Genomic DNA, 19,145 nt, shown 5'->3' on the forward strand with positions numbered 1-19,145 from the left:
TTACACCTCCTGGGCCTGCAACCACATCTCCAGCAGCCCGACCTGCCACAGTTCTGATCCCTTGAGCGGCGTGATGTGTTCGAGCGGACTGTCCAGCAGACTTTCGAGATAGGCCCGCTGAAAGAGCCCGCGTTCGCGGGCCGCCTGGGAAGACAGGGTGTCGCGCAACATATCGAGATAGGGGCCGGCGATATATTTGAGCTGCGGCACGGGGAAATAGCCTTTCTTGCGGTCGATCACCGCGCTCGGGATCACTTTCCGCGCGACATCCTTCAGGATTCCCTTGCCTTCGTCGCGAAGCTTCTCTTCCGGGGGAATGCGCGCCGCCAATTCCACCAGTTCGTGATCGAGGAAGGGTACGCGCGCCTCCAGTCCCCAGGCCATGGTCATATTGTCGACGCGCTTGACCGGGTCGTCGACCAGCATGACGGTGCTGTCGAGCCTCAGCGCCTGGTCGACCGCGGTGTCGGCGCCGTCGCGCAAGAGGTGCGCCTCGAGGAGCTCGCCGCTGACATCGCGGTCCGGCATCCACTCGGGCGAAAGCTGGGCTGCCAAGGTTTCGTGCGAACGGTCGCGGAAGGCGCCGGCATAGTCGGCGACGACATTGTTGGAACTCATCAGTGGCGGGTACCAGTGATAGCCCCCGAAGACCTCGTCCGCTCCCTGTCCCGACTGCACCACCTTGACGTGCTGCGAGACCTTCTTGGATAGCAGGTAGAAGCCCACATTGTCGTAGGAGACCATTGGCTCGGACATGGCCGCGATGGTTCCCGGCAGGGCCTCCATCAGATCGGCGGAGGGCACGAAGATCTTGTGATGATCGGTCCCGAAATGTTCCGCGATCAGATCGGAATAGACGAACTCGTCGCCCTTTTCCCCGTTCGCCTCCTCGAAGCCGACGGAGAAGCTCATGAGACCGCGTTGCCCGGCTTCGGCCAGCAGTCCGACGATCAGGCTGGAATCGACGCCGCCGGAAAGCAGCACGCCAACCGGAACGTCGGCGATCATGCGCCGCTTGACGGCGAGCCGCAGCGCCGAGAGAAGCCGCTCCTGCCATTCCCCGCGACTGATGGCCGCGTCGCCTGTCTGGCGCCGGTAGGGCGGATCCCAATAGCGGCGCTCCTTGAAGCTGCCGTTCTTCTCGTAAACGCGGATTGTGGCCGGCGCCAGCTTGCGCACGCCCCGGAAGATGGTGCGCGGTGGGGGCACGACGGCATGAAAAGTCATGTAATTGTGGAGGGCGTCCCGGTCGATGGCGGTGACGACGCCACCCGCCTTGACGACCGCCGGCAGCGACGAGGCGAAGCGCAATGCGCCGTCGACATCGGCGAGATAAAGCGGCTTGATGCCGAAGCGGTCTCGCGCCATGACGAGCCTGCCGCTGTCACGCTCGTGGATGACGAAGGCGAACATGCCATGGAAGCGCGATACACAATCCTCGCCCCAGGCGTGCCAGGCTTTCAGGATCACTTCGGTGTCGCCGTCGGAGAAGAAGCGGTAACCCCTCTCTTCGAGTTCGGCCCTCAGTTCGCGGAAGTTGTAGATGCAGCCGTTGAAGACGATCGAGAGGCCGAGTGCGGCGTCGACCATCGGCTGCTGGGATTTGTCGGAAAGGTCGAGAATCCTCAATCGTCGATGCCCCAACCCGACATTGGCGTGCACCACCAGCCCGGCCGCGTCCGGCCCTCTCGGGCTGAGCGCGTCGGCCATGACCGAAACTGCCGAAACCGACGGCAAACCGCCGCCGAACCTGACTTCACCGCAAATTCCACACATGAATTGGGTCGAAACCTCCTTTGTTGGTACTCTTACAAGATCAGGGCCGCGGTGATCTCCGCGGCCCTGATGTCGCACGTCTTTGATAATGCGCGGGGCCGCCGATCGTTCCCGATCGGAGCTCATTCGTTTTCCTCATTGGCAAGCGCTTCCGCGCGCGCGAGCATGTAGCGTTCCGCGAAGTCCATGTGCTCGCGGGCGATCGCGCGGGCCTCCTCGCTTCTCCCGTCCTTCAGCGCCGCCATCAGGCGGTACTGGAAGAGCAATCCCTCCTCGCGCGAGGTCGGCTTTGGATCCGCATAGATCCGGCGTGCGAGCGGCAGATCGCGCAGGAGATTGTGCATCAGCCCGCACAGGAAGCCGAGCAGCCGGTTCGGGCAGAGCTGTGCGAGTTGCGAATGGAAGTCGAGCTCTGCGACGCGCTGGCGATACTGTTCGTCGACATTTTCCGGTGTTTGGTCGTAGATTCTGATCGTGCTTTCGAGTTCCGCAAGCTGTGCAGGCCGAAGGTGGCCGGCAAGCAGCCCAGCGATTTCCGGCTCTAGCGCCTTGCGGATTGCGTAGATCTCGGAAAGGTTCGGCTGGTCGAAGAAGAAATAGGCACCAAGCAGTTCCATGGCGTGCTGGGCCGAAGGCTGGGCGACGAAGGCCCCGCCGCCGGGTCCGCTGCGGGTGTAGATCAGGCCCTGCGTTTCGAGCGTCTTCATCGCTTCGCGCACGGTGCCCTTGGCGGCCTTGAATTCTTCGATCAGCGTTTTTTCCTGCGGCAGTCGATCGCCGGGCAGGAGTCTTTCCGTGCGGATGAAGTCCTTAATCCGCTCGGCGATCGCCTCCGGCCTGCGGCGGGTCCGCTCCGCCGGCACGTAGAGGCGCTTTTCGTCCTCGCTGATGGGTTTCGTCTTTTCGATTGTGGCGGTCATGCCGTTATTCTTTCCTGATCCGGGGCGCACTGGCGATGAGCCGCTTGGTATAGGCGTGTTGCGGATCGGCAAAAAGCCGGGCCGCCGGCCCGATCTCGACGGTCTGTCCGCGATACATGACCGCAATGCGGTCGGCGATCGCCTCGACGACGGCGAGATCATGGCTGATGAAGAGATAGGAGAGGCCGAAGCGCCGTTTCAGGTCACGCAACAGCAACAGGATCTGCGCCTGCACGGAGACGTCGAGCGCGCTGACGGGTTCGTCGAGCACGAAAATCTCCGCTTCCGCGGCGAGCGCCCGGGCAATCGCGATCCGCTGCGCCTGGCCGCCGGAGAATTCGTGCGGATAGCGCCGCAGCGTGTCGCCGGGCATCTGCACTGCGTCCAGCAGTTCCGCCACGCGGTGTCGTCGCTCCGCGCCACTATACCCGCAGAGCAACTTCAGCGGCGTATCGAGGATCTGCCCGATGGTCTTGCGGGGATTGAGCGAGGCGATCGGGTCCTGGAATACATATTGGATCATCTTGCCGAAGCCCCGCGCACCGGCACGCCGAAGCTCGGCGGCATCGCGACCACCGATCCGCAAGGTCCCGGAGGTCGGCTCCTCCAGGCCGACGAGCATACGGGCAAGCGTGCTCTTGCCCGACCCGCTCTCGCCGACGACGGCAAGCGTTTCGCCGCGGCCGACCGCAAGCGAGACCTGGTTGACGGCGGTCACCGCGTGAGGCGACCGCCCGAGAAGCGTGTGTCCGCCACCGAAGACCTTGGTCACGTCGTTTATTTCGATCGCGGCGGCACTCATGCCGTGCCCTCCCGCTGGCGCGCGGCGAAGAGGCCGGACACCCGGTCGAGGAAGTCCGCTCCCGTGCCTAGTTCCGGCACGCAGGCGATAAGCCGCTTCGTATAGGCGTGCTGCGGATTGGAGAGCACCCGCCGCGTCTCTCCCGTCTCGACGATCTCGCCATCCTTCATCACGGCGACCCGGTCGCAGAGTCCCGAGACTACGCCGAAATCATGGGTGATGAAAAGCAGTGCCATGCCGCGCTCGCGCTGCAACTGGCGCAAGAGGTCGAGGATATGCGCCTGAACGGTCACGTCGAGCGCGGTGGTCGGCTCGTCGGCGATGATGATGTCCGGATCATTTGCGAGCGCGATCGAAATGCCGACGCGCTGGCGCTGCCCGCCGGAGAACTGGTGCGGAAACTGAGCCGCCCGTTCACGCGCGTCCGGTAGGCCGACCTTCTCCAGAAGCGCTATCGCCCTTTCCCGCCGTTCAGAGGCGCCGATCGGCTGATGCGCCGCAATAGCCTCTTCTACCTGGCGGCCGACTGGAAGAAGCGGGTGAAGCGACATGAGAGGATCCTGGAACACATAAGCGACGCGAGCGCCGCGACAGGACCTGAGCCTTTCCTCGGACATGGAGAGCACGTCCTCCCCATGGAGATAGATCGCGCCGTTGCGGATAAGGGCCGGCGGCGAGGCGACGAGGCCCATGATGGAAAGCGCGGTCACGCTCTTGCCGGAGCCGCTTTCGCCGACGATGCCGAGGCACTCGCCGCGTCCCAGTTGAAGCGACACGCCGTTCACGGCGGGCGTGAAGGCGTCTCCCCCGCTAAAGCCCGTCTCCAGTCCTTCAATCGCGAGCGCGGCATCCGGCGCCGAATTGGCTGGCGCCAGTCGATCCTTTGCGATCGCGGGCTTCGAGCCGGGGCGGGCGAGAGTACCGGATCTGAGGCGCGGATCGAGCACGTCGCGGATGCCGTCGCCAAGCAAGTTGAGGCTGATGACGATGAGGAAGATCGTCATGCCTGGCACGATAGAGACATGCGGCGCGGTGAAGAGCTGGGCACGTCCTTCCCCGAGCATCGAGCCGAGATCGGCCTGCGGCGGCTGGGCGCCAAGGCCAAGGAAGCTCAAGCCCGCAGTTTCCAGGATCATCCAGCCTGCGGTCGTCGATATGGTGATGACGATAACCGGCAGCACGTTCGGCAGCACCTCGGTCAAGACGGTCGAGAGCTGTCCCTTGCCGGAAAGGCGCGCCGCGTCGATGAACTCGGCATGGGCAAGCCCCACAGTCGCGCCACGGATATTGCGCGCGAAGAATGGGATATTGACGATGGCGATGGCATAGAGGGCGTTCAGCAGCCCCGGCCCGAGTGCGGCCACGATCGCAAGGGCCAGGAGCATATAGGGAAAGGCCATCAGCATGTCGATCGCGCGCATCATCAGGTTGTCCGCGCGCCCGCCGGCATAGCCGGCGACGATGCCGATCGTGGACCCGATCACGGCGGCGATCAGCGTAGCGGTGAAGCCCAGAGCAAGCGAGACGCGCGTGCCCCACAGCAGTCGGCTCAGGATATCGCGGCCGAGCTGGTCGGTCCCGAGAAGGTGGCCGGCGGTCGCCACCGGCTTCAGCCGGTTGGCCGGCGCCGTCGCATCCGGGTCCGGCAGCGGCAAAAGCGGCACGAGCAGGATGATGAATGCGATCGCCAGCAGTAGGAAGAAGCCGGCGGCGGCGAGCCTGTTGTTCATGAGGAGCCGCCAGGACGTGAACCGCGCCGCGCCCGCCGGCCGTGGCGTCATCTCCGCAAGCGCACTCATGTGCGGATCCTCGGATCGAGAATGGATTGGACCACGTCCGCCATGAGGTTGAACAAGACATAGCTGGCCGCGACGATCAGCACGCCGCCCTGCACGAGCAGGACGTCGCGCGTCGAAATGGCTTTGACAAGCATCGCGCCGATGCCGGGCCACTGAAAAACGGTCTCGATATAAACGGCTCCGCCGAGCACGAAGCCGGCCTGTATGCCGATCACCGGTATGACGCTGACAAGGGCCGCGCGGAAGGCATGGCCGCAGACGACGCGGCGTTCGGGAAGCCCCTTGGCACGCGCCGTGCGCACGAAATCCTGGCGCAGCACCTCCAGCATCGCGCCGCGCGTAAGCCGTGCAATCACGCCCGCAGCCACCACCGCGAGCGTCGCTGCAGGCAGGATCAGATGGATGAGAAGGTCCTTGAGATCGCCGCCACCATAGACCGCGTACATGCCGGAGGCCGGCAGGATGCGCCAGTGGACGGCGAAGAGATAGATGAGCAGCAGACCGAGCCAGAAGGACGGCGTGGAGATGCCGGCGAGAACGACGAAGGTGATCGCGCGATCCGCCCAGCCGAACTGCCGGACGGCGGAAAGGACGCCTGCAAGAAGTCCGAGGACGGAGGCAAGTACGAGTGATACGCCCGCAAGGATCAGCGTCGCCTGAAACCGCTCCAGCACCTCGTCGAGAACGGGTCGGTTGAGTGCGAAGGATCGGCCGAAATCGCCCTGCAGCACATTGCCGATCCAGATCAGGTACTGCTGTAGCAGCGGCTTGTCGAGCCCGAGGTCGCGGTTGATACGTTCGACGTTCTCCGGCGTCGCATAGGGGCCGAGGATCGCCGTCGCCGCATCTCCCGGGATCATCGCCATGACGAGGAAGACGATGACCGAGAGGCCGATGAGTACCGGAACGACAGCGATCAGCCGCTTCAGGATGTAGGTCTGCATGAAGCTCCTCCGCCGCCGGCATCGCTGCCGGCAACCGGTTGCCTTCAATCCTACTGCTTGGACACGCCGTGCAGATGCAGGAGGAAGGACGGCTGTAGCTTGAAGCCCGCGACGGCCGCGGTCGTCACCGCATTCTGCTTCCAGTTGGCGACGAAGAGCCAGGGAGCGTCCTCATGCACAATCGCCTGCACCTCGCCGTAGAGCCTGCCGCGCTCTGCCTGGTCCGTGGAGGCGCGGGCCTTCTCCAGAAGTTCGTCGACTTTCGGATTGGAGTAATAGCCGGAATTGAAGCCGCCCTTGTCGGGCATGGCGTCGCTCCTGAGCGTTAGATAGGGAACCGTGTCCGGATCATTGGTCATCCAGGCCATTTCCGCCATATCCGCCTTGGCTTCGAGCCCCGGATTGACCCGGCCGAGAAAGCTGTTCCATTCATAGGTTTCGATCTTCACGTCGAAGCCGACAGCTTCAAGGTCTGCCTGGATGGCTGCGCCCATGGTGACCGGATCGAGCATCCCGGACCCTCCTTCGGTCACGTAGAAGGTGACAGCGGGACTTTCGGCTCCGGCTTCCTTCAGCAACGATTTCGCCTTTTCCGGGTCGTAGGGATAGGGTTCGACCGTGCTTTCGACCCAGTTGAAGGCCGGCGGGATCGGGCCGGCCGCGACCGTTGCCGTGCCCTGCAGCACGTCGTTGACCAGCGTCTCCTTGTTGACAGCGTAATTGGCGGCCTGGCGCACGCGCTTGTCGGCGAAGGGGCCTTCCTTGGCGTTCAAAATGGCAAACCAGACATGCGGCCCCGCCTGCTCGACGACTGCGAAATTGTCGTCCTCCTTGAAGGTGGCGAGATTGTCCGGCGGTACCTCGACCATGACGTCGATGCCACCCGCCATCATTTCAGCGACCCGCGTATTGGCGTCGGTGATCGGCCGGAAGACGGCCGCCTCCAGGCGCGCCGGGCCGTCCCAATAGTCCGGATTGCGCTCGGCGACGACGCGCTGGTTGGAGACCCATTCGACGAATTTGAAGGGACCGGTGCCCGACGGATGGCGACCGTAGTCCTTTCCATACTTCTCGACTGCCGCCGGAGAGACGATCAGGCCGGTCGGGTAGGCGAGATTGGAAAGGAAGGGGGCGAAGGCTCCGTCGAGCTTGAACTCGACTGTGCGATCGTCGACGACATTCACCGCTTGGATCGAGGAGAAGTTGAAGGACAGCGGGAACGGACCGGTGTCGTAGAAGGCGTGATCCTCCTTCAACATGCGGTCGAAATTGAACTTGACGGTGTCGGCATTGAAGGGCGTTCCGTCATGGAATTTGACGTCTTCGCGCAGCTTGAATGTGTAGGTCTTCCCGTCCTCGGAAATCGTCCAGCTCTCTGCCAGTGCCGGCTCCACCTCCAATGTCCCGTCCTTGAACCGCACAAGCCCGTCATAGACATTGACGAGAATGCGGAAATCATTGGTGGCGGTGACCGTATGCGGATCGAGCGATTGCGGCTCCGCGATCTGACCGACGACCAGGACATTGGGGGGAGTCTGCGCCTTAACCGGCGTGGCCGCGGCGGCAAGAATTACGGCAGCCGCCACTATGGCGCTCCGAAGTAGCCTCTTCATGGGGAAGATCCTTTCGATTTGGCTGAATTCGTGAGAGGGCGATTAATACTGATAAATGCCACAGAAGCAAGAATTTATCATCATTAATCCGCGCGAGGGAGTGATGCGCCTACGGGGCGATGACGGGAGGTACTTCCTGCATCAGCCTAAAAAACGTGCGCGTTTTCGGAGCGCGATGCGCCGCTTCAACGAGCTACAGCGCCTTTGCGCGTCTGAAATGGTGCGCGGGGCTGTAGGCTTGGAAATCAGAGCGTAAGCAGCAGCGGCCTTCTACCCCTCCTGCCCATCCTCCGGCGTCAGGTCTTGTTCGGCCTCGGGCACCTTCTGGTGCGTGAAGCCCTTGAGGCCGACCGCGGTTTCTTCGGCGTCCCGTTCGATCTCGATCGGGCTCGCGAGATAGTGCACCACCAGCTTGGCGACGGAGATCAGCGCGTGCAGATGGATGCGCTCGTAGCCGTGCGAAGCGTCCACGCCGAAGGCGAGGAGGCCGGTGCGCACGTCGTGGCCCGCCTCGACGGCGGACGCGGCATCGGAACGGTAGTAGCGGAACACGTCCTTCTGGACGCGAATGCCGTTCGTGCCGCAAAGCTCGAACAGCTTCTTGCACAGATGGTAGTCGAACGGGCCGGTTTGGTCGGCCATGACGAGCGTGACGCCGAACTCCGAGGAGTTCTGGCCCGGCGCCGTGGTGCCGTTGTCGACGGCAACGAGCGAAGCGATGTCGGGCGTGACTACGGCCGAGGCGCCGACGCCGACTTCCTCGCCGATGGTGAAGAGCCAATAGGTGTCGACCGGCGTCTCCACCTTTTCCCTGTTCATCGCTTCCAGCGCCGCCAGCATCACCGCGACGCCCGCCTTGTCGTCGAGGTGCCGTGAGACGATGAAGCCGTTTTCCAGGAATTCCGGCGCCGGATCGATTGCCACGATATCGCCGACGTCGATGCCAAGCTGGGTGAGGTCGTGTTGATTGCGCGCCAGCGCGTCGACGCGCAATTCCACATGGCGCCAGCCGCTCGGCTGGGTGTCTACCTCTTCGTTGAAGGTGTGGCCGGAGGCCTTCAGCGGCAGGATCGAGCCGCGATAGGTGCCCTTGACGGAAAAGATCGAGGCCCGGGCGCCCTCGGCAAAGCGTGCCGACCAATGGCCGATCGGCACCAGTTCGAGGCGCCCGTTCGGTTTGAGCAGCTTGACCTGTGCGCCGAGCGTGTCGAGATGCGAGACGATGCCGCGTGCCGGCCGCCTTGCCGCGCCGGGGCGGCGGGCACGAATGGCGCCACGCCGTGTCAGCACCACTTCCAATCCCAACCGCTCGAGCTCGCGGGCGGTGTGGCGAACCGCCTCGTCGGTAAACCCGGTGGGACTCGCGATCGCCAGCAGCGCCTTCAGGCGAGCGACCAGATAGTGAGGGTCGATCGATATGGCCGAACTCATGCCGCCTTTGTCGCAAGATGCGGCGGAGGCGTCAACCTTGGGTGCCGCCGCCGAAAGCAGGTTGCTCAAGTCGACCGTCGTCTTTCCCGTCGAAACCGCGACTGACCCCGGATTGCGTCGCAACCAAACGCCAGTACTGTTTTGGCGTGTATAGACTGCGCTTATCTCCTAATGCGTGCAGGAAATTCTTGCGATGCGGCATTTCTCTGATAAGCTGCATGATAAGTCGATATGCGCCTAATGGATGTATTCGGACCTGCTTGCTGCACCGACCGGCGTCGTGCCTCGCGTTCCGACGATGGCACGGCATCGCGCCGTTGAAGGCCAGCAGCTTCGTTCCGGCGCATGAATTGCCTGCTCGTCGCTTTCAAGCGGTTCCAATGATTCCGTGGAGAATTCATCGCGCCCCCAGTTGTCCTGCTTCCAGAGGAGAGAGACCATGGCAGAAAGCCTGTTCTTCGGCGGTCCGGGCCGGGACGTTTTCTATGACGATGATGGGCCAAACTCATTCGATGGTGGCGGGGGTGCTGATGCGGTTAGCTATGCTCGCTCGTCGCGCGGGGTCGTTGCCGATCTTCAATCCGGACGAGCTTACAAATTGCTCTCGATATTGCCCTTCGGCGATTCCATCACCTACGGCGTGATCAGCAGCACGACCGATACCGAGAGTGGCGGATACCGGAAATTCATGCTGGATCATCTGCGCGCGCTCAATATCCACGTCGATTTCGTCGGGTCGCTCGCAAACGGCCCCGCCGCCATGGAGGACCGCGACCATGAGGGGCATCGCGGTTGGACGCTCAATCAGTTGAATGGCATCGATGAAGGCGTCCTCGCCACGACGGCGCCCGACGCCGTGCTTTTGATCGCAGGCACTAATGACAGCAAGACCGACAGCGTGCAGACGATGATTCAGGACCTGCGCGACCTTCTGCTTAGTGTGGCAGCCGCGGATCCCGAGGTGACCGTTTTCGTCGGTTCTGTCCCACCCGTGCGGGTGGGGCAGCAGTCGCAGGCGCGGGCCGACAAGGTCGACGCCTATAACGACGCGATGCCCGCGCTCATCGAAGAACTGGCGGCGCTGGGGCTTGATGTGGTCTTCGTCGACATGCGCGGCCTGACGCAAGACGACATCACGGCGCCTCCGCTCGACAGCGGCTTGCATCCGACGGCCGAAGGCTACGAGAAAATCGCCGCTTACTGGCTGCAGGCGCTGGAGGAGCATTTCGGCCTGGACGGAGAGGGCATCGGCAGCGACCGCGACACCTTCATCAGTATCGAAAACCTGATCGGCTCGGCGTTTGACGATCGGCTGGCCGGAACTGATGGGGCCAACACCCTGGAAGGCCGCGATGGGAACGACGTCCTCGAGGGACGCGGCGGCGCTGACGTGCTGATCGGCGGAACCGGCGCTGACGTGATGATCGGCGGCGCGGGCAACGACGTCTACTATGTCGACAATTCCGGCGACAGCACGATCGAGGAGGCTGGCGGCGGTGTGGACGAGGTTCACGCCTATGTCGATTGGACGTTCGCGGAGCACGTCGAAAACCTGTTCCTGCGATCGGCGGCCGGTCTAGCCGGCATCGGCAATGCCGCAGCCAATAGGATCATCGGCAACAGCGGGGCGAACAGGATTGAAGGGCGCGATGGAGATGACAATATCGACGGTCGCGGCGGCGCGGACCGTATCATCGGCGGCGCTGGCAACGATACCCTGACGGGTGACACCGGCAACGACACTTTCGTCTTCGCGATCGGCGATGGCCAGGACGTCATCACAGATTTCAGCGTTTCCGGCTACGATCTCCTGGAGGTCTCCGGTTATCAAAGCTATAGCGAACTCCGCCAGATCGGTGCCGACACGCTGGTCGTCTTTTCCGCGACCGATACTGTGCTCTTGAAGGGCACTCTTGTCGCGAGCCTGTCTACAAGCGATTTCTTCTTTGCATAGCCACGGCTGAATTCCCCAAAAAATGAGGGTTGCTAACCCTTTTGGGCTACGCACAATCGGGCTGGTCTTAAAATTGTCCGTCGAGAGAGCTATTCGATCGGAGCACTGGAGGCTAGCAATGCGCCAGACTTGGCTCGATGTGGCCAAGGGCGTGGGCATCGTTCTCGTCGTCCTGGCCCACGTCCTGACCCACAGCAAATGGCATTTGGCACCGGAGGTCTCTTTCACGATCTCGCTGTTCTACATGCCTTTTTTCTTCGTCATATCGGGTTATCTCTTCACTGCCTCCGACCGGCAGGCCCTGCTCTCAAAGCGAGTGCGTGGTCTCATGGTCCCGTATGTCGCCTTTCTCTGCCTCCTCATCGCGGGCATGCTGCTCGTCGACCTTCTCCACGGTGACATACCGGCTCCCTGGCAAATCAGGGAACTGGTGACCAACGCCGCTTGGGGCGGACGAAACCTTACCCGTGAACTCGGTGTCTTCTGGTTCGTGAGCTGCCTCTTTGCGACCCAGCTTCTCTACAACGAGGTTGCGCTGCTGACCAAAGGGCCAACCGATCCCGTCATGCTGACCTTCGTGGCAGGCTCTGTCGTCCTCGCTTATCTCATCCAGGCCTCCTGGCCGGATATCCGCTCGCCTCTTGCCCTCAGCAATGTACCTCTCGCCATCGGCGCCTTCTGGTTTGGGCACCTGCTGCGCGAAGAGAAGCTGGGCGTCAAGGCGCTTGCCCTGGCGGCACTTGCCGTTGTCGGCATCTCGATTGCCGCTGCCTCGGCAGGGTCCGACTTTACGTTCAGCATGAAGAACACCAAATTCGGACCACCGATCCTCGGCTTGCTGCTTGCGCTTTCCATTTCAGCTGCTGTGCTCAGTCTCGCCCGCCTGGTCACGTGTGGTCTCCCTGAGCGGATGGCTCCGCTCGCCGAGCTCGGCAAGGCTTCACTGGTCATCATGTTCGCCCATCAGTTCGTGCATTTCACGCTGCGAGAAACGGGTATGACTTCGGATATTCCGCTGATTGTCCTCTCTGTCGGTTTGCCCTATCTCCTCTATCGGCTGCTGAACTCGTCGGCAGTTCTGTCGCCCTGGTTTCTGGGGCACGGATCGCTGTCGCTCAGCATCGACCGGATGCGGCGGACGCTCGCCAGTCGCGCGAGATGAGATTGGTGGCGACGCAGTCGCAGGGACAATGATCGCAACCCTGGGGTGGATTTCTCTTGATCTTCTCCCCTTTTTAAGAGAGATTGTGCAGTGCACAAGGTCGGCGGCCGGCGCTTGGCTGCCGTCGCCTCCGATAGATGCCTCGAACCCAGCAAGGGGACGAACCGGAATGTTTCGCGACATGCATGTTTACAAGAAACTGATCGCGCTCGGTGCTGTCGTCGTCGCCTTCGTCGGCGTTCTCGATGCGCTCGCCAATCTGCCCGTCGTCTCCGGCTGTTCGTTCTATGGCAATTGCGCTCTGGCCGACGCCTCGACGCCGCCGACGGACCTCGGCAACGATCCGGTGGCGCAATGAGCAACTCCGAAAAAGCGGCACTCATCGTTTATGACGGCGATTGCGTGTTCTGTCAGAACTATGTCCGTTTCATGCGGCTGCGCGACACCGTGGGCCCGGTCGAACTGCTCGATGCCCGCTCGGGTGATCCGCGCGTCGCGGCTTTTCAACATGCGGGCTATGACCTGAACGAAGGCATGCTCTTCGTCTTCGACGATCGCGTCTATCACGGAGACGAGGCCGTCAATCTGTTGGCGATTCTCAGTTCGCCATCTTCGCTGTTCGGCTGGCTCAATCGTGCGATCCTTTCGAGCCGGCTGGCTGCGCGGCTGATCTACCCCGCGCTTAAGCTCGGGCGCCGCATCACGCTACGCCTGCGCGGCCGGCCGCTCATCCCCGCTGATCTCGACCACTCGCCCGAACGGGGCTGGTGACCCGAGACGGTCTTCGGGCGCATGCATCGGAGTCATGGCAGCACTTCGCCGGGATAAACTCCCCAAATGTTCTGCTGTCTGACATAGCCGCTCCACCCGCCGTCCTTTCCTGTCACACGGCACCAAGTGCCACTGCAGGACCGCAGGCGAACGACAAGCCCCGTCCCCAGTCGAGCGGCGACGGGCGCAATAGACGATGCATGATCGCGCATGGGAACGTAGCCCTCTTTCCAAGGAGCGATCGCACCGGTCCGGCGACCCGACAGAAGTCCGTGATACATCCACCCGACCGTGCCGTCCTGATCTCTTACTTTTCGCCAGTTTCCATATTCGGCGAAGATCTCCAGCGGCAAGCCGGGCGAAAGGTACACCCATTTCACCATATAGTCCGTTCCGGGCCCGACACGCATGTTTGCGCGCTGGGCACCGAGCGAGATGTAGCGAGGGATGGGCAGACCCGTTACGCGGCCGTTGATGGGAGCGGCACTGGCAGGTACGGCGGACATGGCCGCAAGGAATAGACAAACAAACGTTCTGAGCAAGGCTATTACTGGGCAATCAGAATCCAGGATTAGATCGTACCGTCAGGCAATGGGCATGTCCCCAAAGCGGGACGAGGAGGCGGCCAGCTAGATGGATGCCGTGCGTGGCTTCAAAACACGGCCGATGACAGGATGTCAATGCGACACAGAGGTGTCAGCTCGGAGGCGCCGCGGTTGGTCCTGGAGCGGGTAATCCTAAAGCTCCAAGCCGGTCGGGCAAGCCTGCCTGCACCGGGTCTGGTCCAGGCGGAGGCGTGTGCAAGTGCCCGGCCGTCGGGGGACGAACCTCAATGCGTGCAAACCTTCGGCCGCGAGAAGTCCACCAGCTTAAAGATCAAGAGCTTGCGTTCCAGGAGGTTCGGCATTTCGTCGGCGAGGCTGGCCGCGGTCGCCCGTGTGACGGTCACGCCGTCCCTTTCGTAGGTCACCCAGGCATCCGGCTTCCAGCGGAGCCACAGCTTCAGGTCATGCAGAATGTGATAGTAGCCGGCCTGCGACTGGCGTATCCAAAGTTCCCTCGAGGAATCGACGACCTTCACGACCTCGTTCTGGTAGTTGAAGAGATAGGGCGGCTTGGAAAAGAGCAGGTGGTTGGTCTGGCCAGCCTCCGTGTGCAGGTTGCTGAACATGTTGATCGAGCTTTCCGTCTTCAGCCCGACATAGGGGGAAAGGCAGGAAAGGAAGAACAGGCCGGGCACCACATAAACCCAGGCTGGCGCCCGCGGCGCGGCGGTATTTTCGCAAGGCAGGTTTTCGAGCGCCACATAGGTGAGCACGACCAGGGCCGCGCCGCCCGCGACCGCCCAGACGAGGATCCAGACGGAATGGACGACCATGTCGAAGGAGCGCTCCGGGAAGACAAGCGTCAGGAGCATGACGACGGCGACGGTAACGAGTGTGAGAGCCAGGCCGGGGAAGAGGGTACCGATGCGCCCGTAGTTCTCGCGCAACCGGTTCGCCACGTTCAGCGAAATGCCATAGAGCATCTGGCTCGCGGGCTTCGGAATGCTCAGCACGTAGAGCGCGAAGACAAGGCTGGAAAAGTCCATATACCAGGAATAGGCGGAAATAGGGATGATGTAGTGGAAGAGCAGCGCCAGTATGAAGCCCACGGCGAAATAGCGCTTCCAGTACAGGCACAGGATGGCGATCCCTTCGATGATGAAGGTCGAGTAAATCGCCAGATAGCGGCCGAACAGATTGTCCTCCAGACCGAAGGGCCGGGCGAGCGGCACATAGAGGCCCACTGCGCAGCTGACGGTGGGGTCGAGAAAATCCGTGTTGATCTTGTGGAAGATGCCGTAGAAATACATGATCGCGAGCAGGGCGCGCGCAACGACGCGCACCTGGTCGTAAAGGGCCACGCGATCGATCGGGCCGCGGCCGGACTTCAGGTAGAGAAGCGCCGCACTGAGCAGCATCGCGCCGTCCATGACGGTGGTAATCGTCTTGTTGTTGGAGGCAACCGGTAGGCGCACGGCATAGAGCGCCACCGAGACACCGGCAAGAGCCAGGAGGAGCCAGGTGCGCCGCGGGTATAGGAAGAGCAACAGGCTGAACAGGATGATCGCCCAACCGAGCGTCATGTAGATTGCACCCTTGTAGCCGATCAGGCCGTAGGTATCGCCGGCAATGCTGAAGATCGCCGCTAAGGCCCAGAAAGGCGTGAATGCCGTCAGACCGTCGTAGCTGTAGGCCAGTTCCCTGATCCTGGTGGCCTTCCTGCGGCCCATATTCCAGAAAGGTATCGCATCTGCCGTCATCATGAATTCCACTCCAAGTGACCGGTGGTTGTCCGAACGGGGAATGCCGCAAAGTGCTTGGCAAATCCGTCTGAAGGCATATGCAGCCAAGCGGTGCTTCGCGACGACGTCACATTCTTGCGGCGCCGCGGCCTGCAATCTTGGGAGAAATGCCCGCCTACGTCTCCTCGCTCTCCGTGCTTGCCACTGACGGGGATCTCGCCGGGAGCTGTACTCCCGATATTCCGCCCTCGCGTGACTCTAATGAGCAACTCTAGTTTGTAAACTTCCTCTATTACAACAAATTCGTGCACCGTTTCCATTGCCTCTTGCTCGATGCGGGCACAGGGCATGGGATGGCCACGCCGAGTTCCCAAGAGGCGCTGCACCGCCAGGCCGTACGACCTATGGTTCAGTTGTAGCGAACTTACTACGCATGATGCTGTGTTGCAATATTCAGTGTGCAGCGCAGCATAGGTTGCAGTCTCTGTTGCGCCGCAAAAGATATCTCGGTATTGCAATGCTCATGGAAACCCTGAAGGAGAGTAGGGAGACTTGGACGCCAGCCCATTCGATCCGCCCGAGGGTTCGCTTCGCAGGTCCGTTGGCCGCGGCGCTGTCGCGACCGGCCTCGCCCAGGCCGTCAAGGTTGCCACCCAGATCCTTTCGGTCATCGTCCTTTCCCGCCTGCTTTCGCCTGAAGATTTCGGCATCGTGGCCATGTGCGCACCGGTGCTCGCCTTCATCGCGCTCTTTCAGGATTTCGGCCTGACGCAGGCGACCGTGCAGAAGAACGCAATCACGCATGACGAGGTGAATTACCTCTTCTGGGTCAACGTCGCCGTTAGCGCGGCGCTCGCCTGCCTGATGGTGGGTGTGGCGCCGTTGATCGCCAGCTTCTATGGCGAGCCGCGGGTCGGCCCGCTGATTGCCGCCATGGCCGCGCAGATCGTTGCGTACGGCCTGGGCGCGCAGCACCTCGCCCTCCTCAACCGCCGCATGGCCTTCGGTCGCCTCGCGCTGGTTGAAGTCACAAGCGCTGTCGCCGGCCTTCTGGCCGCGGTCTCCTGGACGCTGGTCGACCGGTCCTATTGGGCGCTTTATGCAGGCACGCTCACGAGTGCCGTCCTGCCCAGTCTCTGCTATTGGGTGAATTCGCATTGGCGCCCGGGCTTTCCGCGAAAGGTGCAGGGTATCGGCGCTCTGCTCAATTTCGGCGCCGGAATCACCGGGTTCAACTTCGCGAACTTCTTTGCCCGAAATCTCGACAACATCCTGATCGGGCGCTACTGGGGCAATGCGGAGCTCGGCCTTTACGACCGCGCCTACAAGCTTCTCCTGTTCCCCTTGAGCCAGATCGCCAACCCGCTCTCGAAAGTGATGGTGCCGGCGCTCTCACGGCTTGCCGGCGAGCCCCATCGTTACCGCAGCGCCTACTTGCGCGTGATCCCCCTGATGCTGGTTGTTGCGCTGCCGGGGGTGGCGACTGCGGTGGCGACTGCCGACCGGCTCATTCCTTTCGTGCTCGGCGAACAATGGCGGGAAAGCGCCGACATTTTCCGAGCGCTCGGTTTTGCCGGCCTGCTTCAACCGCTTAACAACCCGGCGGGCTGGCTGTTCATCAGCCAGGGTCGCTCCGGCGACTTCATGCGCTGGGGGATCATCACCGCCGCAAGCTCCGCCATGGCTTTCATCATCGGCCTTCCTTACGGCGCGCTCGGAGTTGCGGTCGCCTATGCCACGAGCGAATATCTGCGGACGCCGGTCCTATGGCTCTATATTGGAAGAAAGGGCCCATTGACCGCCGGCGACATGGTCCGCGCCGCCGGTCCTTTCGTGCTTGGGGCGCACGTCGCGCTCGCCATCCTGTGGCTGGTGCGGCCGCATCTGCCGGACCAGACGATCGTCGCTCTCGCGGGCGCTGCAATTCTTTCCTATGCCGTGACGGTTGCCGTCGCGCTTGTCTTCCCTTTCGGCCGCCGGTCGCTACGCGAGGCGCTCGATCTGCTGCCGAAGAGACGAAGCGGGCAAAGCTGAGAGAAACGACCGCATGTCTCCTATCGTGGATCTCAGTTTGATTATTGAGGGCGACACATGCAGCAGTGCGGAGGTCGCTGACGGCCCGTGGCCGGGTGCCGGAGACCGGATTGACGGGTGTCGCACCCGTGCCCGCCAGCGCACCGGCCCTACTCGGCGGCCAAATTTCGCGCCAATCAGGCCGGCTTTCTGACCTTGCTTTTCAGTGCCTCGTAGCCTCGCTCACCCAGCATGGCCCGGGCCGCTGCTTTCAGCAGCGCATGCCTTCCCTCTGCCGTTTTTGCCAGGTTCAGGCGCTCGCGCACCAGGGCCGATGCGGGTGTGATGATCTCGTGCGTTTCCACGCAGAGGACCGGCTTGCCCGAGAGTTTCGCAATGTTGACGGCCTGGCCGTGTTCGCTCTCGATGAACAGGACGGCATTGGAGCGTCGGTAGACCTCCGCCTTGAAGCGGCCGTGAGCGGCAAGACGCTGGCGCTCTTCCTTGCTCGGCAGGTCGAGCATAACGAGCTCGTCGTATTCGATGCCCCGCCTGGCCAGCCAGTCCTCCGTCTCGGAGCGATATTTCTCCAGCCGGCTGGTCACCAGGGAGGCGATCTTGCGCGTCGGCACGTAGAGCGGGTGTGCTTCGGCGAGAAAGCGAAGATAGGCGGGACCGTCATCGTTTTCGTCGTTCGTCGGGTCGAGGCACAGCACGCCGTCGATGTCGACGCAGCTCTGCCCAAGGAACTTGTGATGCATGAAGTTCCATTGGAACAGTCGTGGCTGCTGGACGACCTCGAGCACGAAGTCCGTCTCCTCGTAGCGTTCGTAGCTGCCGTAAACGGCGGCGAAGATCAGCCGGTCGCGCGGTATGCCCGCGGCCGCCGCCTTCACCCTGGCCTCTCTCATGGCACTGCCGCCATTGATGCTGTCGTCGAGGATCAGAATCCTGCGCATTTCGGCCATGCTACGTCCGAGCGCCGCGGAGCGCTTGGTAATCCCGCTCGAGAAAATCTTGCCGGCGACGAAGCTGTCGAGATCGGTCATCTGGATGTTTGCCGTCAGGCTGAGGAGATTGGCGGCCAGCATGCCGCTGCGCGGGATTCCGACGACCAGATCGATATCGCCGGGCAGGCGATGCAGGTTTCTGGCAATCGTGGCATTCATGTCGGCGATCGATCGATACTGCATCTTGTTGCACCTCTGAGTGGTGTTTGCGACCGCGCTAAGCCGCTTCAAAATTTGCGAACGGGTTTACGCAGAGTTGGCTTCCGGAATAGGTGATCGGATCGTCCGGCCCGCGCCGCCAGACATAGTCGGTGAGAAGATGGAAATCTGCGAGCAACAAGCGCTCGAACCGCTCCAGCCGGTGCGCGGGATCCTCGGGCAGGAGCGGGCGCGCCATGTCTCCGATGCGAAGCTTCTCGAAAAGCGTCGTCGCGTCTGCCAGCTTGCCAGTGGGAAAGTCCCACGGATTGCGCCTACGGAACTCCAGAACGAAGGCGCGCAGGTGATCGTCCGAGATGTTGAGATTGCCGAGATATCTCTCGAGCGTCGCGCGCACCATCTCCAGCTCCGAAAAGGATCGCACGGCGGCATAGGCAAGGCCGGTCGACGCGAGCCCGCCTGCCGCCAGCGCGAGCACGGTGCGCCTCGAAACTCCCTTCATGC

16 protein-coding genes are annotated in these 19,145 nt (G+C 62.4%); 5 read left to right on the forward strand and 11 right to left on the reverse strand.

Going from position 1 to position 19,145, the window contains the following annotated elements:
• From AC4P1R_RS24670 to AC4P1R_RS24700, 7 genes are all read right to left on the reverse strand, one after another.
• The gene (locus tag AC4P1R_RS24670) at positions 1-1,776 is read right to left on the reverse strand and encodes an N-acetylglutaminylglutamine amidotransferase (protein ID WP_492178147.1); all 1,776 of its coding nucleotides are present in this window, start codon (positions 1,774-1,776) and stop codon (positions 1-3) included.
• Between the two features lie 122 nt (positions 1,777-1,898).
• Positions 1,899-2,696, reverse strand: a complete 798-nt coding sequence (locus tag AC4P1R_RS24675; RefSeq protein WP_151613082.1) for a FadR/GntR family transcriptional regulator — start codon at positions 2,694-2,696, stop codon at positions 1,899-1,901.
• A gap of 4 nt (positions 2,697-2,700) precedes the next feature.
• Positions 2,701-3,498: an ATP-binding cassette domain-containing protein gene (locus AC4P1R_RS24680; RefSeq protein WP_151613083.1), complete on the reverse strand. Its 798-nt coding sequence runs from the start codon at positions 3,496-3,498 to the stop codon at positions 2,701-2,703.
• Complete coding sequence (locus AC4P1R_RS24685) at positions 3,495-5,297, reverse strand: dipeptide/oligopeptide/nickel ABC transporter permease/ATP-binding protein (protein WP_492178148.1); 1,803 nt, start codon at positions 5,295-5,297, stop codon at positions 3,495-3,497. Before AC4P1R_RS24685 ends, AC4P1R_RS24680 begins: the two co-directional genes overlap by 4 nt.
• Complete coding sequence (locus AC4P1R_RS24690) at positions 5,294-6,241, reverse strand: ABC transporter permease (RefSeq protein WP_492178149.1); 948 nt, start codon at positions 6,239-6,241, stop codon at positions 5,294-5,296. The genes AC4P1R_RS24685 and AC4P1R_RS24690 overlap by 4 nt, the downstream gene beginning before the upstream one ends.
• Before the next feature lie 50 nt (positions 6,242-6,291).
• Positions 6,292-7,854, reverse strand: a complete 1,563-nt coding sequence (locus AC4P1R_RS24695; RefSeq protein WP_151613086.1) for an ABC transporter substrate-binding protein — start codon at positions 7,852-7,854, stop codon at positions 6,292-6,294.
• A 270-nt stretch (positions 7,855-8,124) separates the two neighbouring features.
• Positions 8,125-9,285 (reverse strand): osmoprotectant NAGGN system M42 family peptidase, encoded by a 1,161-nt coding sequence (locus tag AC4P1R_RS24700; protein ID WP_151613087.1) that lies wholly within the window; start codon positions 9,283-9,285, stop codon positions 8,125-8,127.
• Positions 9,286-9,724: 439 nt separating this feature from the next.
• Here AC4P1R_RS24700 and AC4P1R_RS24705 point away from each other — a divergent pair, with 439 nt between their 5' ends.
• The 4 genes from AC4P1R_RS24705 (at position 9,725) to AC4P1R_RS24720 (ending at position 13,172) form a co-directional block, all read left to right on the forward strand.
• A complete protein-coding gene (locus AC4P1R_RS24705) occupies positions 9,725-11,239 on the forward strand; it encodes a GDSL-type esterase/lipase family protein (protein WP_492178150.1) in 1,515 nt (504 codons plus the stop codon).
• Between the two features lie 118 nt (positions 11,240-11,357).
• On the forward strand, positions 11,358-12,401 hold the full coding sequence (locus tag AC4P1R_RS24710; RefSeq protein ID WP_492178151.1) for an acyltransferase family protein: 1,044 nt from the start codon (positions 11,358-11,360) through the stop codon (positions 12,399-12,401).
• 169 nt (positions 12,402-12,570) lie between these two features.
• Positions 12,571-12,759, forward strand: a complete 189-nt coding sequence (locus tag AC4P1R_RS24715) for a hypothetical protein (protein ID WP_151613090.1) — start codon at positions 12,571-12,573, stop codon at positions 12,757-12,759.
• Positions 12,756-13,172 (forward strand): thiol-disulfide oxidoreductase DCC family protein, encoded by a 417-nt coding sequence (locus tag AC4P1R_RS24720; RefSeq protein ID WP_151613091.1) that lies wholly within the window; start codon positions 12,756-12,758, stop codon positions 13,170-13,172. The genes AC4P1R_RS24715 and AC4P1R_RS24720 overlap by 4 nt, the downstream gene beginning before the upstream one ends.
• A gap of 32 nt (positions 13,173-13,204) precedes the next feature.
• On the opposite strand, the gene AC4P1R_RS24725 is transcribed toward AC4P1R_RS24720, so the two are convergent.
• Together AC4P1R_RS24725 and AC4P1R_RS24730 are read right to left on the reverse strand one after the other, a co-directional pair.
• The gene (locus tag AC4P1R_RS24725) at positions 13,205-13,678 is read right to left on the reverse strand and encodes an SH3 domain-containing protein (protein ID WP_492178152.1); all 474 of its coding nucleotides are present in this window, start codon (positions 13,676-13,678) and stop codon (positions 13,205-13,207) included.
• A 323-nt stretch (positions 13,679-14,001) separates the two neighbouring features.
• A complete protein-coding gene (locus AC4P1R_RS24730; protein ID WP_492178153.1) occupies positions 14,002-15,480 on the reverse strand; it encodes a thiol-disulfide oxidoreductase in 1,479 nt (492 codons plus the stop codon).
• A 531-nt stretch (positions 15,481-16,011) separates the two neighbouring features.
• Here AC4P1R_RS24730 and AC4P1R_RS24735 point away from each other — a divergent pair.
• Positions 16,012-17,493, forward strand: coding sequence for a lipopolysaccharide biosynthesis protein (locus AC4P1R_RS24735; RefSeq protein WP_151613093.1), 1,482 nt, complete (start codon positions 16,012-16,014; stop codon positions 17,491-17,493).
• 176 nt (positions 17,494-17,669) lie between these two features.
• On the opposite strand, the gene AC4P1R_RS24740 is transcribed toward AC4P1R_RS24735, so the two are convergent.
• Together AC4P1R_RS24740 and AC4P1R_RS24745 are read right to left on the reverse strand one after the other, a co-directional pair.
• Entirely contained in the window at positions 17,670-18,665 is a 996-nt protein-coding gene (locus AC4P1R_RS24740) for a phosphoribosyltransferase family protein (protein WP_069457028.1), read from the reverse strand.
• Positions 18,666-18,699: 34 nt separating this feature from the next.
• Positions 18,700-19,143, reverse strand: coding sequence for a hypothetical protein (locus AC4P1R_RS24745; protein ID WP_492178154.1), 444 nt, complete (start codon positions 19,141-19,143; stop codon positions 18,700-18,702).
• Between the last annotated feature and the right edge of the window lie 2 nt (positions 19,144-19,145).

The sequence above is a fragment of the Sinorhizobium sp. Y406 genome (assembly GCF_058732025.1).